15 protein-coding genes are annotated in these 14,131 nt (G+C 61.3%); 5 read left to right on the top strand and 10 right to left on the bottom strand.

Annotation, left to right across the window (positions count from 1 at the left end):
* Positions 1-550 precede the first annotated feature (550 nt).
* A complete protein-coding gene (locus NKH03_RS12855; protein WP_352968637.1) occupies positions 551-673 on the top strand; it encodes a hypothetical protein in 123 nt (40 codons plus the stop codon).
* Between the two features lie 93 nt (positions 674-766).
* On the opposite strand, the gene NKH03_RS12850 is transcribed toward NKH03_RS12855, so the two are convergent.
* Positions 767-1,357, bottom strand: coding sequence for a biotin transporter BioY (locus tag NKH03_RS12850; protein WP_352968636.1), 591 nt, complete (start codon positions 1,355-1,357; stop codon positions 767-769).
* A 124-nt stretch (positions 1,358-1,481) separates the two neighbouring features.
* Here NKH03_RS12850 and NKH03_RS12845 point away from each other — a divergent pair, with 124 nt between their 5' ends.
* Complete coding sequence (locus NKH03_RS12845; protein ID WP_352968635.1) at positions 1,482-2,390, top strand: MBL fold metallo-hydrolase; 909 nt, start codon at positions 1,482-1,484, stop codon at positions 2,388-2,390.
* A 20-nt stretch (positions 2,391-2,410) separates the two neighbouring features.
* Here NKH03_RS12845 and NKH03_RS12840 read toward each other — a convergent pair whose 3' ends face one another.
* Genes NKH03_RS12840 through NKH03_RS12820 form a run of 5 tightly spaced genes read right to left on the bottom strand, consistent with a single transcriptional unit; the run spans position 2,411 to position 7,119 of the window.
* On the bottom strand, positions 2,411-3,349 hold the full coding sequence (locus NKH03_RS12840) for a phosphorylase family protein (protein WP_352968634.1): 939 nt from the start codon (positions 3,347-3,349) through the stop codon (positions 2,411-2,413).
* Positions 3,346-4,137 carry an ABC transporter permease gene (locus tag NKH03_RS12835; RefSeq protein WP_352968633.1) on the bottom strand — a complete coding sequence of 264 codons (792 nt, stop codon included), beginning with the start codon at positions 4,135-4,137 and terminating at the stop codon, positions 3,346-3,348. Before NKH03_RS12835 ends, NKH03_RS12840 begins: the two co-directional genes overlap by 4 nt.
* The gene (locus tag NKH03_RS12830) at positions 4,130-5,017 is read right to left on the bottom strand and encodes an ABC transporter permease (protein WP_352968632.1); all 888 of its coding nucleotides are present in this window, start codon (positions 5,015-5,017) and stop codon (positions 4,130-4,132) included. The genes NKH03_RS12835 and NKH03_RS12830 overlap by 8 nt, the downstream gene beginning before the upstream one ends.
* Positions 5,014-6,051: an ABC transporter ATP-binding protein gene (locus tag NKH03_RS12825; RefSeq protein WP_352968644.1), complete on the bottom strand. Its 1,038-nt coding sequence runs from the start codon at positions 6,049-6,051 to the stop codon at positions 5,014-5,016. The genes NKH03_RS12830 and NKH03_RS12825 overlap by 4 nt, the downstream gene beginning before the upstream one ends.
* A gap of 27 nt (positions 6,052-6,078) precedes the next feature.
* On the bottom strand, positions 6,079-7,119 hold the full coding sequence (locus NKH03_RS12820; protein WP_352877442.1) for an ABC transporter substrate-binding protein: 1,041 nt from the start codon (positions 7,117-7,119) through the stop codon (positions 6,079-6,081).
* A gap of 191 nt (positions 7,120-7,310) precedes the next feature.
* On the opposite strand from NKH03_RS12820, the gene NKH03_RS12815 reads away from it, so the two are divergent.
* Entirely contained in the window at positions 7,311-8,309 is a 999-nt protein-coding gene (locus NKH03_RS12815) for a LacI family DNA-binding transcriptional regulator (protein ID WP_352968631.1), read from the top strand.
* A gap of 64 nt (positions 8,310-8,373) precedes the next feature.
* Here NKH03_RS12815 and NKH03_RS12810 read toward each other — a convergent pair whose 3' ends face one another.
* Positions 8,374-9,159, bottom strand: coding sequence for a DUF1499 domain-containing protein (locus NKH03_RS12810; RefSeq protein ID WP_352968630.1), 786 nt, complete (start codon positions 9,157-9,159; stop codon positions 8,374-8,376).
* An 80-nt stretch (positions 9,160-9,239) separates the two neighbouring features.
* Positions 9,240-10,868, bottom strand: coding sequence for a fatty-acid--CoA ligase (locus NKH03_RS12805; protein ID WP_352968629.1), 1,629 nt, complete (start codon positions 10,866-10,868; stop codon positions 9,240-9,242).
* 182 nt (positions 10,869-11,050) lie between these two features.
* Between NKH03_RS12805 and NKH03_RS12800 the strand changes: the two genes are divergently transcribed.
* Together NKH03_RS12800 and NKH03_RS12795 are read left to right on the top strand one after the other, a co-directional pair.
* Positions 11,051-11,407 carry a hypothetical protein gene (locus tag NKH03_RS12800; RefSeq protein WP_352968628.1) on the top strand — a complete coding sequence of 119 codons (357 nt, stop codon included), beginning with the start codon at positions 11,051-11,053 and terminating at the stop codon, positions 11,405-11,407.
* A 145-nt stretch (positions 11,408-11,552) separates the two neighbouring features.
* Complete coding sequence (locus NKH03_RS12795; RefSeq protein WP_352868714.1) at positions 11,553-11,942, top strand: DUF427 domain-containing protein; 390 nt, start codon at positions 11,553-11,555, stop codon at positions 11,940-11,942.
* A gap of 74 nt (positions 11,943-12,016) precedes the next feature.
* On the opposite strand, the gene NKH03_RS12790 is transcribed toward NKH03_RS12795, so the two are convergent.
* Both NKH03_RS12790 and NKH03_RS12785 read right to left on the bottom strand, forming a co-directional pair.
* Positions 12,017-12,763 carry a polysaccharide deacetylase family protein gene (locus tag NKH03_RS12790; RefSeq protein WP_352877450.1) on the bottom strand — a complete coding sequence of 249 codons (747 nt, stop codon included), beginning with the start codon at positions 12,761-12,763 and terminating at the stop codon, positions 12,017-12,019.
* Between the two features lie 163 nt (positions 12,764-12,926).
* The gene (locus NKH03_RS12785; RefSeq protein WP_352968627.1) at positions 12,927-14,105 is read right to left on the bottom strand and encodes a glycosyltransferase family 9 protein; all 1,179 of its coding nucleotides are present in this window, start codon (positions 14,103-14,105) and stop codon (positions 12,927-12,929) included.
* Positions 14,106-14,131 lie beyond the last annotated feature (26 nt).

Below are 14,131 nucleotides of genomic sequence, written 5' to 3'. Positions count from 1 at the left end.
CCGCTCGCTCGCTACAGCGCTATCGAGAGCGCGCTCGCGAGCGGCTTCGCTACCGCCGAGCTACACCACCTGTGGGGACGCGACCTTCGACATAGTCGAAGACCAAGGGTCTACGACAGTGCGGTTGCACCAGCAAGTATCTATTGCATATCAATAGTTAGCAGTTTTGATCACCAGCATTGTTTGATGCTTCAGAAAATCCGCTGTGCACGCAGCGCCAATGCCGGGATTACGGGGCCAATGACGCTGAGCAGCTTTCGGCATTGCTTCGGAGATCGCATCCTTTAGCGATTGCGAGTTGCGCGGGAGCTTAGACGAGAGCGGGAGATATTGTGTTCCCGAAGCCGCTGGATCTCGGCGTCGTCGTGGACGCCTATGGCCGGCGGAAGCCGGCAAGGTGCCGATGATCGGCCAAAAGATCGGCCAAACATCCTGGCAAATTCGAAATATATCTTTATAATTATGCACTTAGCGGAAGCCAAGGCCGGCCAAGCATGGAAGAAATAGCTCGAGGCATCGAACCGGCACGCCCGAGCGCACGGCGCGTCGCGTGTTCAATGACGTGATCGCGCTCGGTCTGTTGGCGTCGGAAACACCCAAAGGCCCGGTGTCGCTACGCTATTCGGCCGACGCATTGGATGCGCTGTTCCCGAAGCTGTTTCCGGAAACCTAAGTGAGATTACTTGGCGGACAGCAGACCGAAATCCGCCGTTCCAGCCGGGCTTGACTGCTCAAGCCGCCGGCCCCTTCTTCGGCGGCTCGCGTTTCAGCCGCGCTTCAGCAACGACCACACGGCTGGCACCAGGCTTGCCGCGAGCGCCACCTTGATCAGGTCGCCGACGACAAAGGGCACGACGCCGAACTGCCACGACTTTTCCGGGCCGATCAGCAGCGCCAGCCAGGCGAAGCCCATGGCCATCATGACGATTTCGGCAACCAGCATGGCATTGAAAAGCTTGATCGGATGGCGGTCCCAGCCGCGATCTGCTGCCCAGCCGACAATCGCCGCCATGACCACGAAGCCTGCGAGATAACCGCCGGTCGAGCCGAGCATGTAGGCAATGCCGAGACCCTTTTCCGGGGTGCTCTGGAAGACGGGGAAGCCCATGGCGCCCTCCGCCATGTAGAGCAGCAGGGTGGCGACGCCGAGACGCATGCCAAAGGCGGCGGCGATGAGCAGCACGGCCAGCGTCTGCATCGAAATGTCGACCGGTCCGAGCATCACCTTGGTCTTGGCCGACAAGGTCAGCAGCAGCGTTCCGGCGATAGCCAGGAAAAGCTGCGTTGCCAGCCGCGCCGCGCCATTTTGCGGCAGAGCCAGAGAAACAAGCGGACGCATCGTAGTTGCAATTGCCATGGTATTTCCCCAATCCGGTTGCCGCTATCCGATGTTCGCGGCCTCACGTTCTCCTATATTGGCTTGCGTGTTATGCGGCAATCGGTTTTGCCGTTTCCTGAAACAAGGCACCTATACATCCGCCATGGCACTCAGATTCGACACCGGCTTCGACCCCCATTATGGCCAGGGGGTAAGCGTCGCGCCCGACATCCAGCGCATCACGGCCCGCAATCCGAGCCCCTTCACCTTTCACGGCACCAACAGCTACATCGTTGGCCGCGATACGCTGGCGGTGATCGATCCGGGGCCGGATGACGAGGCGCATCTGCAGACCCTGCTCGACGTGATCGCGGGCCGGCCGGTCAGCCATATCTTCGTCAGCCACACCCACCGCGACCACTCCCCGCTGGCCGCCAGGCTGAAAGAGCGCACCGGCGCGCCCGTATTGGCAGAAGGACCGCATCGCCCTGCAAGACCCCTGCATATCGGCGAGACCAATGCGCTGGACGCCAGCGCCGACGCGGCTTTCGTCCCCGATATCGCATTGCCCGACGACAAGGTGGTCGACGGCGACGGCTGGTCGATCAGGACGGTTCTGACGCCCGGCCACACCGCCAATCACGCGGCATTCGCGCTGGAAGGAACCGGCATCCTGTTTTCCGCCGATCATGTCATGGCCTGGGCAACCTCCATCGTCGCCCCGCCGGATGGGGCGATGGCCGACTATATGGCCTCGCTGGACCGGCTGATCGAACGCCAGGATCGTTTGCTGCTGCCAGGACATGGCGGGCCGGTAACCGCACCGCGCGCTTTCATGCGTGGATTGAAGACGCACCGCAAAATGCGCGAGCGCGCCATACTGGAGCGGGTCAGAGCGGGCGACCGGACGATCGTGGACATGGTCAAGGCGATCTATCGCGACACCGACCCGCGGCTGCATGGCGCCGCCGGATTGTCGGTGCTTGCCCATCTCGAGGACCTGGTGGCACGCGATCTGGTCACGACGGACGCCGTACCGGCCATCGACGGCATTTTCGCGCCGGCTGGCTAAAGCCTTCGGCGCCATTCGCTCTAGAATCGGCTGGAGCGCTCTGCTGGCTGAGGCGACTTCAAGCCCTGGCAAGAGCATTCGGGATCAAATGGAAGTCGTGCCGCAGTCTCCAGAGCAACTCGCGAGGCTGTCATAGAGAGCTTCGGCAGCACGTCCTTTTGCAGCAATTCCTGGCGGTTGCGGTCCATATAGTCGTTGAAACCCGCGGTCACGAACGCAAAGGGCACGAAACACGCGCCGATCTCGCGCGACAGGGTCGCCTCAGGGGCGATCGAATGGTTGAGCACATCCGCTCCCATGCTTCGATACGCCAAGGCTTCGGCCGGAGTGGTCAGTCGCGGCCCGTAACAATGGGCAGCCACCAACTGCTGTTCGATGCCATGGATACGGCATTCCGCTGGCCAACGACGGCGGGCCGTTTCGACCAGAACCGCCGCGCATCTTGGACATACGATCTGCTTGCCCGAGCAGTCGAAGCTCTGTCGGCCGGGAAGGAGTGAAAACGGCGTCTGCGTCAGTTCGATGATATCGGCGGTCACAACCATGTCGCCGGGTTGGATCGCTTTGTTGACAGCGCCAATGGTCGAGCAGGACAGGACTTGCTTTACACCTGCGGTCATCAATACCCAGAATGCGCGGCGATGGCAGGAATGGTCGATATGGTCGCGCGGATTGCCGTGCGAATACATGCACAACGCACGTTTCGTTTTGCCTTCCGAGGTAATCGAGGCATCGAACTCGAGCAATTTCCAGTGGTCGCTGCGACCGAAAGGCGTTTCAAAACTCATGTCTCGCCGCAAGGTGCGCACGCCATCGACTTTGACATCTTCCGGGAAGGCAAGCCCCCAGTTTGCCGACCCGGTGATAATCGCCAACCCAACCTGGGGTATGTCCGCTGGATGATCCGCCTGATCGTCGGCTGCGTTATGATTGTCGGGCATGTTTCCGGTCTCGATCATGATTTTTGGCGGAGAGTCACGATCAAGACTGCGACCACGACGATACCGGTCCACACTGTCGAGATCGCTGCGATGGTTGGATCGATCTGATCTCGCAGGGACAGAAACATGAGCTTCGGCAACGTGCTGTTTTGGCCACTTGCGACGAAGATCGAAATGACAGACTCGTCGAGCGAAGTCAGGAAGGCCATCAATGTGGCCGACAACAGACTGATCTGAAGTTGCGGGACAATTATTCCGCCAATGGCCCTCGCCCAGTTTGCGCCGAGGCTGCGCGCCGCCTGAACCTGGTTCCAGTCAAAGCGGGCCAGAGCGGGCAGCAACACAATGCACGCGACCGGGATGGCCAGCACCACATGTCCGACCAGCACGCCGAACAGCGTTCCGACCAGACGTTGCGCCGCCAGCACAAAGAAGAGACCGATCGCGAGCAGGATTCCCGGCACGATGGAGGGGGTGAGCAGAATGCCCTGAATGGTAGTGGCGGCCTTTCCGCCGAGCCGATTTATCGAAATGCAGGCCAGCAGCCCCAGGGGCACGGCGACCATCGCCGTCAATGTCCCAAGGATCAGGCTCGTCCTGAGCGCGGCCATCCATGTCGCCGAACCGAAGAAAGTCTCGTACCAGCGCAACGAGTATGCGCGCGGTGGGAACTCGAGAAGATTGGACGCCGAAAAGGAGAGCGGGACGACGACGAGCGTCGGCAGCATCAGGAACGCCAATACGAGCGCGCAGAAACTCCACAGAAGGATGCGGGCCAGCCTGTTGTCTGGATAGGCTTCAAGCATGGGCTGTGCCGACTTTGCGCCCAGCAATCAGCCGCCGTGCAGCCAGGAACATCACACCCATCAACGCCATTAAAATGAGGAGCAGAATACCCAAGACGCTCGCCGACCCCCAATCCTGAAAGGTCGACAGCGTGCGCTCGATCCGGATGGAGAGAGGATTTACCTTGCCGCCGCCAAGCACCGCCGGCGTGATGAAGAAACCTATGGTGTAGATGAAGACGATGATCGAACCCGAGAAGATACCGCCGGCCGAAAGAGGCAGAATGACCGTGCGGATCGCTTGCCCGATAGTGGCGCCCATGCTCGCCGACGCGCGAATGAGGTTTGCGTCGATATCGCGCATCGCAGCATAGACCGGCAGGAGAAAGAGCGGCAGCATGTAGTGAACCATGCCGATGAGCGTTCCCGTGAAGTTGTAGGCCAGCGGCAATGGCTCCGCTGCCAGGCCCGAACCTGTCAAAGCCGCGTTGATCAGGCCATCGCGCCGCAAGAGCACGAGCCAGCCATAGGTGCGCACCAGAATGGAGGTCCACAACGGCAGCATGACGAGGGCCATCAGCAAATTGGCCACCCTTGGCCTGGCGCTGGCCAGAGCGAGGGCCAGGGGGATACCGAGAAGAATGCAGATCGCCAGCGTGCCCAGGGACAGCTCAAGGGTTGTGACGAGTGCCGACCATGTCAGCCTGCTCGAAAGCACCTTCTCGTAATTGCCAAAAGTGTATTCGCCTCCCGTAGTCAGGAAGGATTGCCGGATGATCCAGACGATGGGCAGCATCGCCGCCAGTCCAACGATGAAAAGCGCGGGTAGTGAAAGCGAGAGGAAGAACCGCCGCTCGCGTCGTGCGTCTGCCGCGAGCGCAGGATCCGCGAGGACGGTCACGCTTTCGCTCCCGGTATCGCGTGAACTTTCGCTGCTGGTGCATATGCGGTCATTTGCTGACCGATGGTAAGCTCGGCGCAGCCACTGGCCAACGCCGCCGGAATGCAGACAAGAATCTCTTGCCCGCCGTCAAGCGCCAGCGTCAAAAGCCAGTTTTCGCCGCGAAACGCCTTAGCGCACAGTGTTCCGTCGAGCGCCACCTCGTCTCGCCCGACGAGCTTCGCATCAAGATGGAAGCTTTCCGCGCGGATCATCAGAGCTTCGCGTGACGCATCGGCGCCGTCTATTCTGCGCACCGAGCCCGGGGCCACAATGTTGGCCTCACCCATGAACTCCGCGACGAAGCGGGTCGATGGACGATCATAAATCTGCTGTGGCGTATCGATCTGCTGGATGCGGCCGGAATTCATAACCGCGACCCGATCTGACATAATCAGTGCTTCGCGCTGGTCATGCGTCACATAGATTGTGGTGATCCCCAGATCATCGTGCAGACGCCGGATCTCGTACTGCATGGTTTCGCGCAGATTCTTGTCGAGCGCCGACAACGGCTCGTCCATCAGCATCACGCGTGGTTCGAAGACGATCGCCCGCGCCAACGCCACCCGCTGGCGCTGGCCGCCGGACAATGCGGCAATATTGCGCTCCGACAGACCTTCCAGCTTCACGCGGGCCAAGGTGTCAAGCGCCCGCTGGCGGGCCTCCGCTTTCGGCGTCTTGCGCAGCGCCAACGGATACTCGACATTTGCCAGAACGTTCATATGGGGAAACAGGGCGTAGTTCTGGAACACGATGCCGATGTCCCGCTTGTTGGGGGCCAGACGGGTAATGTCCCGATCACCCAACAGGAGTTTACCGGAATCGGGCCGGACAAAACCGGCCAAAGCCATGAGTAGCGTGGTCTTGCCCGACCCCGACGGCCCCAGCAGCGTGAGGAATTCGCCAGCCCGAATGTCGAGCGAGACATCGTCCAGCGCGACGTAAGGTCCATAGGTCTTGCGCACGCTGTCGATGGTGATCGGGAGCGACTTCATCATGCGCTCAAGCCTTAGAGCTGAGACTCAGCGGGCCATCATCTCATCAAAGGCTTTTTGGGCAGCCTCGCCATTCTTGACCCACCAGTCCGCACTCGAAAACACCGAAGTGCCAGCATTTTCAGGTGCGGTCGCCAGGGTCTTGAGACGGTCTTCGGGGATAAGGCCACCCTCATAGGCAGCGGGGTTGACCGGGCCATAGGCGATGAAATCGGTCAGCTTCGCCACGCGCGCGGGCTGTGTCATCGCCGCGATGAGCTTCATCGCTGCTTCCTTGTTCGGCGCTCCCTTCGGCACCGCAAGGCAGTCCGTGCCGATGACCGAACCCTTGAACGTGTAGTCGGCCGCGCCGCCATCCGCTTTCACGGTTTGGGCCCGTCCGTTCCAGGTAACGACTAGGTCCGCCTCACCATCTTTCAGCAACTGCGCGGACTGCGCTCCCGAGGTCCACCACACGGCGACATTTGGTTTGATCGCTTCAAGCCGCTTGATGGCGCGTTCTAGCCCCTCCGGCGTGCCGAGCACGGAATAGACGTCTGCCGGCGCCACGCCATCGGAGAGCAGCGCTATCTCGATCGAGTCTTGCGCATTGGCGCGCAGGGCGCGACGGCCAGAAAATTTGGCAACATCCCAGAACTCCGCCCACGTCTTCGGCGGATTCTCGCCATAGGTTTTGGTGTTCCACGACATGACGGTGCCGTAGGAGTCGAACGGATAGCAGTAATCGGACTTTGCACCATCCGGCACGGACTTGGGATCGATAATCTTGTAGTCAAGCGGCTCCAGGAGCGACTGTGCCGCCGCCTGCGCGCCTTCTGGTGATCCCAGGTGGATGATGTCGGTCGTCACCGCACCCGCGGTAACCTGCATCTTCAGGGCGGCCAGTCCGTCGCTTTGCGTCTCTTCTCGGACATCATAGCCAAGCTCTTTTGCAGCGGGGGCCCACATGGCCGTTTTCATGGCGTTGCCATAATCGCCACCCGCGGTCGTGATGGTGACTGTTTGCGCGTGGACGGGCAACGCAGCAGAGATTGCGAATGCTGTTAAGGAAATGCGTAACCAGGACATAGATTCTCCTCCCCACTTTTTCCAAATGTCGCTCGAAAGAGCCATTTATTTGTAATCGTAACGTTACGATTTCATCTTAACGCAAATGAGTCAAGCTGCTTTCCCAAGGGAGTTCGGATTGACCGGGATGTCGAATCCGGTAACGCTATGGAGGTCAGCAATCAGCCGGCGCTTTCGAAGTCGGGCGAACAATGGCCAACCTAAAGCAGATCGCAGCGGAACTTTCCCTGTCGGTGACCACGGTGTCCCGCGCTCTGAAGGATGGGCCGGAAGTACAGCCCTCGACCATAGCCCGCGTCAAGGAGGTGGCTAAGCGGGTTGGCTATGTGCCAGATCATCATGGCCGTGCGCTGAAAACCGGTCGGACGCTGACGCTGACGGCAGTGCTCCCGATGGAGACACGAGACCACCTGTCCGATCTGTTGAAGCTTCCCTTGATCGAAGGCATGACGCTGGCTGCCCGGCAAGCCGGTTATAGTCTGTCCATCTATTCCACCACTCCCGACGACGACCCCGTTGAGAGTGTGCAGCGGCAGCTTCAGGCGCGTAGCACAGACGGACTGATCATCACGCGCTTGGTGTCGGCCGATCCGCGCGTCAAGCTGCTGCTGGATCAACGCATGCCATTCGTCGCGTTTGGAAGAACCGACCTGGACATCGCATACCCCTATGTCGATGTCGACAATGAACAGATTGCGTACGAGGCGACCCGACGGCTCATGGATAAGGGCTGTCGACGCATTGCGCTGCAACTTCTCGTTCCGGAAGATCAGGCGAGTGCCATGCGTCTTTCCGGGTATGGAAGGGCAATGGCCGAGGCCGGTATTTCGATCGACCAATCGCTGATCGGTCATGGCATGTTCACGATGGAATCCAGCGCAGGCTGGTTCGATCACCTACTGGCGTCGTCAGATCCGCCGACAGGCTTGGCATGTGCCAACGAACTGGGCCTTCTAGGGGCGTTACATGCCCTTGGCAGAAGAGGTCTCGTGCCGGGGAGCGACGTCCACATAGTCACTCGTGACAGCACGCGGCTGGCACGCTTCCTGCCGGCAAAGATCGGAGTTCATTTCGTGGATATGGCGGCGGTTGGACGCAAACTTATCGAAGTCCTGGAGAGCCGGATCATCAATCCGCTTGGGCCGGTCGCAGCGATCTTGGTGCAGGGCAGATTCGAGCCCGCCGAATAGTCTGCCCACAAGCTGCATTCTGCGGCGATATGCGAATCCGCCTAACTACAACACTTTCTGAACATTACTCGACCGGCGCCGCGCCAACCTGACCGGCGACTTCCTGGTCGAGTTCGGCGAGGAATTCGACGATGCGCGCGGCGTTGTCGCCGAGGTCGAAGCGGCCGTATCGCGAGGCTGACCGCATGTCGACGATGACCGCATCGCCATCGTCCGTCACGCGGATCGCAACGTCGGCCGGAAGACCGATCACGAACCCCTTGGCGACGGCGGTAATGGTGACGTCGTTTTGCCCAGCGAGGTCGGGATAGGGTTCGGACAGATCCCAATCGCGCCGGTCAAGGACGGTTTCGACGGCATTGACGACAGTCTCGAATGGCAGGGCGTAGCTGCGTGCACTGACCAGCGGATAGCTATCGGTCTGCAGCCGCTGTTCGCCAGGCGTCGACTGGGAAAGCACGTTCATGTCCTTCGTCCGGTCGCCCACGTCGAGCGCCGGCGGCTCGTCGAAATCCGTCGAGATGTCCCTGAGCGGCGGGTAGATTGTCGCCCAGTAGGCGGCGACGCCGTAGGGTGCGAGCACCAGCAGCGCCAGCAGGGCGCCGACCGTCAGGTCGCGGCCGCCGCGGTCGCCGAAGTTCCATAGCCGCGAAAAGGCGAATCCGGCAAACAACAGCGCCAGGGCCGCCAGCAGCGCGACAATGCCCAGCACCCACAGGAAGACCGGTGTTTCCACGAGATCGAAGCGATGGCCGACGAAGACCGTCAGCAGCAGCACCAACGAAAAAGCGGCCGTGCGCCGCGACCATCCGGCCGCCTTCGACGTTTGCCGTTCAGGAATGCTAACCATCGTTTTCTGCGCTGCCCCAACCCGAACGGAGACTTAGAACCTTTTCGCGATGGCTTGAAGCCGAAACACGCGACATCCCGTCAATCCGTCGGCAAGCGATAGTCCTTGAACTGCTGGCGCAAGGTGATCTTCTGGATCTTGCCGGTGGCGGTGTACGGAATTTCGCCGACGAAGGCGACATCGTCCGGCATCCACCATTTGGCCACCTTACCGTCCATGAAGTCGAGAATATCAGCCTTGGTCGGTTCCTTGCCAGGCTTGCGGACAACGACCAGCAACGGTCGCTCGCCCCATTTCGAATGATAAACGCCGATGGCGGCCGCCTCGGCGACATCGGGGTGGCCGACAGCCAGATTCTCGAGGTCGATGGTGGAAATCCATTCGCCGCCGGATTTGATGACGTCCTTGGCGCGATCGGTGATCTGCATATAGCCGCCGGCGTCGATATGAGCGACGTCGCCGGTGTCGAACCAGCCGTCCTCGTCGAACTGCTCCGCGCCGACGCCGCCATAATAGGCGCGCGCAACGGCCGGTCCGCGCACTTTCAGGCGGCCAAATGTCTTGCCGTCCCAGGGCTGCTCCTTGTTGTCGTCGTCGGTCACCTTCATTTCGACGCCGAAGGGCGGATAGCCCTGTTTCTGCTGGACATCGAGCCGGGCATCGCCCTCAAGACCGGCATAGTCCGGCTTCAAGGTGCACAGCGTGCCGAGCGGCGACATTTCGGTCATGCCCCAGGCATGGATGACCTGGACATCGTAGTTCTGCTGGAACTTGGTCATGATCGTGCGCGGGCAGGACGAGCCGCCGATGACGACCTTGTTGAGATAGGGAAGCTTCTTGCCGGTCTCCTCCAGATGCTGCAGCAGCATCATCCAGACGGTCGGCACGGCGGCGCTGAAGGTCACCTTCTCGGTGTCGAGCAGTTCGTAGATCGAGGCGCCATCCATCTTGCAGCCAGGCATGACCAGCTTGGCGCCGATCATCGGTCCGCTCTGGCCAAGCCCCCATGCATTGGCGTGGAACATCGGCACGACCGGCAGGATCGTATCGCGCGACGACAGGCCCATGGCGTCGGGCATGGCGGCGATCATGGCGTGCAGCACGTTCGAACGGTGGCTGTAGACGACGCCCTTCGGATCGCCCGTGGTGCCCGATGTGTAGCACATGCCGGCCGCCGTGCCTTCGTCGAAGGTCTTCCAGGCGAAGTCGCCGTCCGCCTCGTCAAGCCAGTCTTCGTAGGCGACCACATTCGGCAGTGTCGTCCGTGGCATGTGCGCCTTGTCGGTCAGCACGATCACCTGTTTCAGCGATTTGACCGCACCGGCGATCTTCTCCAGCAACGGCAGGAAGGTCAGGTCGACGAAGACAGCCTTGTCCTCGGCATGGTTCATGATCCAGACGATCTGCTCGGGAAACAGCCGCGGATTGAGCGTATGGTAGATGGCGCCGATGCCCATGATGCCGTACCAGGCCTCGATGTGGCGCGCGGTGTTCCAGGCGAGCGTGGCGATGCGGTCGCCCAGGCGATAGCCGTCACGCTCCAGCCGCTGGGCGACTTTCAGGGCGCGACGATGGATGTCGGCGTAGGTGGTGCGCACGATCGGCCCCTCGATCGAGCGCGACACGATCTCGCGCACGCCATGCTGCCGCTCGGCGTTGTCGATGAGCTTGTGGCAAAGCAGCGGCCATTCCTGCATCAATCCCAGCATTCGATCCTCCCTTCACGCTTTTTTGCGTGTGCTTTTCGGGCCATTGTGGAGCGAACCGCCGGATTGTCCAGCCGTCAGCACGGCCTGGCGCTGCATTGGTGGAAAACCGCCACAATCCGGCCATCCTCGGCGTTAAGCTTCGTTAACGGGCAAGGGGCGATTGGCGACTGAAAGAGGTTCGCATGGACGCGCAGCTCGACGACGACGCCCTTGAGAGTACGCTTGCCGAAAGTCTGACCGATCTGGCGCCGGACACAAAGACTGTTTCCGAAGACGAATTTGTTGAAGTTGTCGGCGGCGCGCTCGAAGCGGTCGGCGGCACGCTGCTGTTCAAGATGTGCGTCCAGAACCACGGCGAAGGCCAACATGTCGCGGCCGCATCCGTCGGCGACGGCGGCAATCGCCAGTTCCTGCTGCTCACACTGCCGACCGGCGGCGGCCCATTGAAGGTCGAAACCGCGTCGAGAAGCAGCAACCCGGTCGCCGGCATCGCTGCTGCCTATGCCGGTCTCATGGACGTGTTCAAGGCCGCTGCCTGACTGCTGCGGCAGGTATTTCAATTTGCTTCGGAGGCACAATCCGTCGGTATCGGCCGGATTGGGCTTGCGTGCTGCATGGCCACCGCCGGCCTTGAACTATGCCCTTGCGCGACACATCTGAAAAATCGACGCAAGGAGACCCCGCATGGACCAGATCACCAACCCCGCCCCCGGTTTTCAACGCAATCCCGACAAGGTCATCACCATCGATCCCTTTGCCGGCACAGTCACCGTGCGCGCCGGAGACGCGGTCATCGCTTCATCCACGAGGGCCAAGGTGCTGAGTGAGCCGCCCTATCCCGCGGTCTTCTACATTCCGTTCGCCGACATCGATTTCGGCAAGCTCGCCGGCACCGAACACTCGACCCATTGCCCCTACAAGGGCGACGCAAGCTATTGGAGCGTGCTGCCTGCCGGCGAAACCGGGCAGAACGCCATGTGGGCCTACGAGCATCCTTTCGACGAAATGGCTGAGATCCGTAACCACGGCGCGTTCTACGCCAGCAAGGTCGCGATCGAAGCCAAACCGGACTGACCGACTGCGACCGCCGCGTGAGGTGCGTTGAGATTCAGGTCAGGCCGGCTTCACCTGAAGATCAAATGCACCGGTCAGTCGGTGGTGCCGTGATCGCCGATTCCATCGGCATCGGCATCGTCGAGCCGCACAAAGGTCAAGCCCTTGGCCTTGAGCGCCAGGAGCCCCTGCACCACGCCTTCGCCGGCGGCGTGGGTCGGCTGGTTGATGTGCGAGATAATCACGTCACCGTCCTTGGCCGCCGCGATGCGCCGCGCGGTTTCCTTGGCGCCAAGCAATGAGCCGCCGTCGCCGTTTATCGAGAAGCCCGCGATCTTGAAGCCAAGCTTGCGGATCATGGCGATTGCCGACGGACTGTATTCGGCGGTTGCGCCCCGAAACCATTTCGGCGCCGGCTCGCCGGTTCCGGCAAGAGCGGCGGCACCCGACTCGACCTCGGCCAGCACCGCGTCCGGGCTGCCGGCGCTGCGGATACCGTAGATTTTCCGTGGCGTGTCGACCGCCGGGATATGATGGCCGCCGTGATTTTCAAGCTCGAACAGATCGGGATGGGCCCGCATGATCTCGACGGCGGCGGCGTTTCGCTTCAGCCAGATACCGGTCACGAAAATGGTGGCGGGGATCTTGTTGTCCACCAACGCCGAAAGGATCCGGCTGTCGGTCTGCCCGCCGCAGGCATCTAGCGTGAGCGCAACGCGGCCTGCTCCGCTCGCCTCCGGCCTGATGTGCAGCGTGGGCTCGACGAGCGGCGCGGCATGGCCGGCGGATACCATCGCCAACGACATGGCGATCATGCAGAGATTTTTTTGCAGCAGGCGCATCAAACCGAATTCCTGACCGGTCGTTTCAAGCCGGCATCCCAAGACGTGCATGAAGGCGGAAATCGGGATGGTGGATAGCGGAAAAGTGGCTGTCGCGACAATTTGACCGTTCGCGTGGTGAACGGGCCATTCCGCGATAGCGGTTGTCCGCGCGACCATGATGTCAGATGGCGCGCCCCAGCCTCATTTCGGAGCGCGAAAGAAGCTCGCGCACCGCGTCGACCACAGGCTTGACCTCCAGACCCCAGACGCAGCAGGCCTTGCTGGGATCCGGCGCGCGGCAGAGGCCCTTGGCCAGGCAGTTGCAAGGCAACGGCGGCTGGAGCGAAATGCTGGGCACGCCGAGGGGACCCCAGCGCGACGGGCGCGTCAAACCGAACAGCCCGACAACCGGGGTTCCGGTGGCGGCGGCCATGTGCATCGGGCCGCTCTCGTTGCCGAGAAACAGCCGGGCCTGTTTCAGCACCGCCAGCAGACTTTCAAGCGACAGGTCCCCCACGAGATTGACGACCGATGGCGCGGTCCTGGCGACGATACGTTCGGCAATCTCCCGCTCGTCCGGGCCGCCGACCAGGACGACGTCCAGACCGGTTTCGCCCATAATCTCGACGATCGCCGCTGCAAACCGCTCCGGCTGCCAACGTCGCCCCTCGAAGCTTGCACCCGCATGCACGGCGATGAAACCGTTTGGCCGCAGATGGTGCTTATCCAGCAGCGCCAATGCTTTCGCCGTCTCCAATGGCAGCGGCTGAAGGCTCGGAATCACCTTGCGGAGTTCGATTCCGAGCGCTTCGAGCGGCGAGAGATAGCGGTACAGAAAGTGCTGGCCATCAAAGCCGTAGGGCTTGGCAAAGACGTTGGCGGGCTGGCGCTCCAGCATGCGCAAGGGTCTTTCGGAAGGATTGTAGCCGACGCGGGTTCTTGCGTTGACGAGCCCGCTGACAATGCGCGACGTCTTTGAATCGGTCAGGTCGATTGTCAGGTCGAAGCGGAAGCGGCGCAACGCGCGGACCATGGCGTAAAGCTCTTTCCCGCGCTCGAGGTTGGTGCCGCGCATGCGGGCGCGCTTAAACGTGACCACCTCGGAAGCGATGCCATGAGCGATCACGAAGCTCTCGAAGCTAGCCTCGCACAGAAATACGAGCCTGGCGCCGGGGAATTCGAGCCGCAAATTTTCCACAAGTACCGAGGCGAGGACGATATCTCCCATGAACTTCGTTTGAATGACCAAAATGGAGCGGAACGGCGCGGGTGAGGTCTGCAACATCGGCTTCCGGGGACAATTGCGGGTATCCGCAAATTGGGCGGGAACGGTGTCGAAATTATGCAATGCCGTCGGCACGTTCGCGTGAATTGGCTTACAAAACG

Origin of the sequence: Mesorhizobium sp. M1406, from assembly GCF_040317555.1 — a bacterium.
Lineage (GTDB): Bacteria > Pseudomonadota > Alphaproteobacteria > Rhizobiales > Rhizobiaceae > Mesorhizobium.
The sequence above is the reverse complement of the archived record's forward strand: the minus strand, read 5'-3'. Positions and strand labels throughout refer to the sequence as shown.

Excerpts from the sequence above, each read along its gene's own strand:
- NKH03_RS12820 (WP_352877442.1), bottom strand. The coding sequence starts at position 7,119 with ATGTCCTGGTTACGCATTTCCTTAACAGCATTCGCAATCTCTGCTGCG.
- NKH03_RS12825 (WP_352968644.1), bottom strand. The coding sequence starts at position 6,051 with ATGAAGTCGCTCCCGATCACCATCGACAGCGTGCGCAAGACCTATGGA.
- NKH03_RS12790 (WP_352877450.1), bottom strand. The coding sequence starts at position 12,763 with ATGCGCCTGCTGCAAAAAAATCTCTGCATGATCGCCATGTCGTTGGCG.
- NKH03_RS12845 (WP_352968635.1), top strand. The coding sequence starts at position 1,482 with ATGGCACTCAGATTCGACACCGGCTTCGACCCCCATTATGGCCAGGGG.
- NKH03_RS12795 (WP_352868714.1), top strand. The coding sequence starts at position 11,553 with ATGGACCAGATCACCAACCCCGCCCCCGGTTTTCAACGCAATCCCGAC.
- NKH03_RS12810 (WP_352968630.1), bottom strand. The coding sequence starts at position 9,159 with ATGGTTAGCATTCCTGAACGGCAAACGTCGAAGGCGGCCGGATGGTCG.
- NKH03_RS12815 (WP_352968631.1), top strand. The coding sequence starts at position 7,311 with ATGGCCAACCTAAAGCAGATCGCAGCGGAACTTTCCCTGTCGGTGACC.
- NKH03_RS12850 (WP_352968636.1), bottom strand. The coding sequence starts at position 1,357 with ATGGCAATTGCAACTACGATGCGTCCGCTTGTTTCTCTGGCTCTGCCG.
- NKH03_RS12800 (WP_352968628.1), top strand. The coding sequence starts at position 11,051 with ATGGACGCGCAGCTCGACGACGACGCCCTTGAGAGTACGCTTGCCGAA.
- NKH03_RS12805 (WP_352968629.1), bottom strand. The coding sequence starts at position 10,868 with ATGCTGGGATTGATGCAGGAATGGCCGCTGCTTTGCCACAAGCTCATC.
- NKH03_RS12840 (WP_352968634.1), bottom strand. The coding sequence starts at position 3,349 with ATGATCGAGACCGGAAACATGCCCGACAATCATAACGCAGCCGACGAT.
- NKH03_RS12835 (WP_352968633.1), bottom strand. The coding sequence starts at position 4,137 with ATGCTTGAAGCCTATCCAGACAACAGGCTGGCCCGCATCCTTCTGTGG.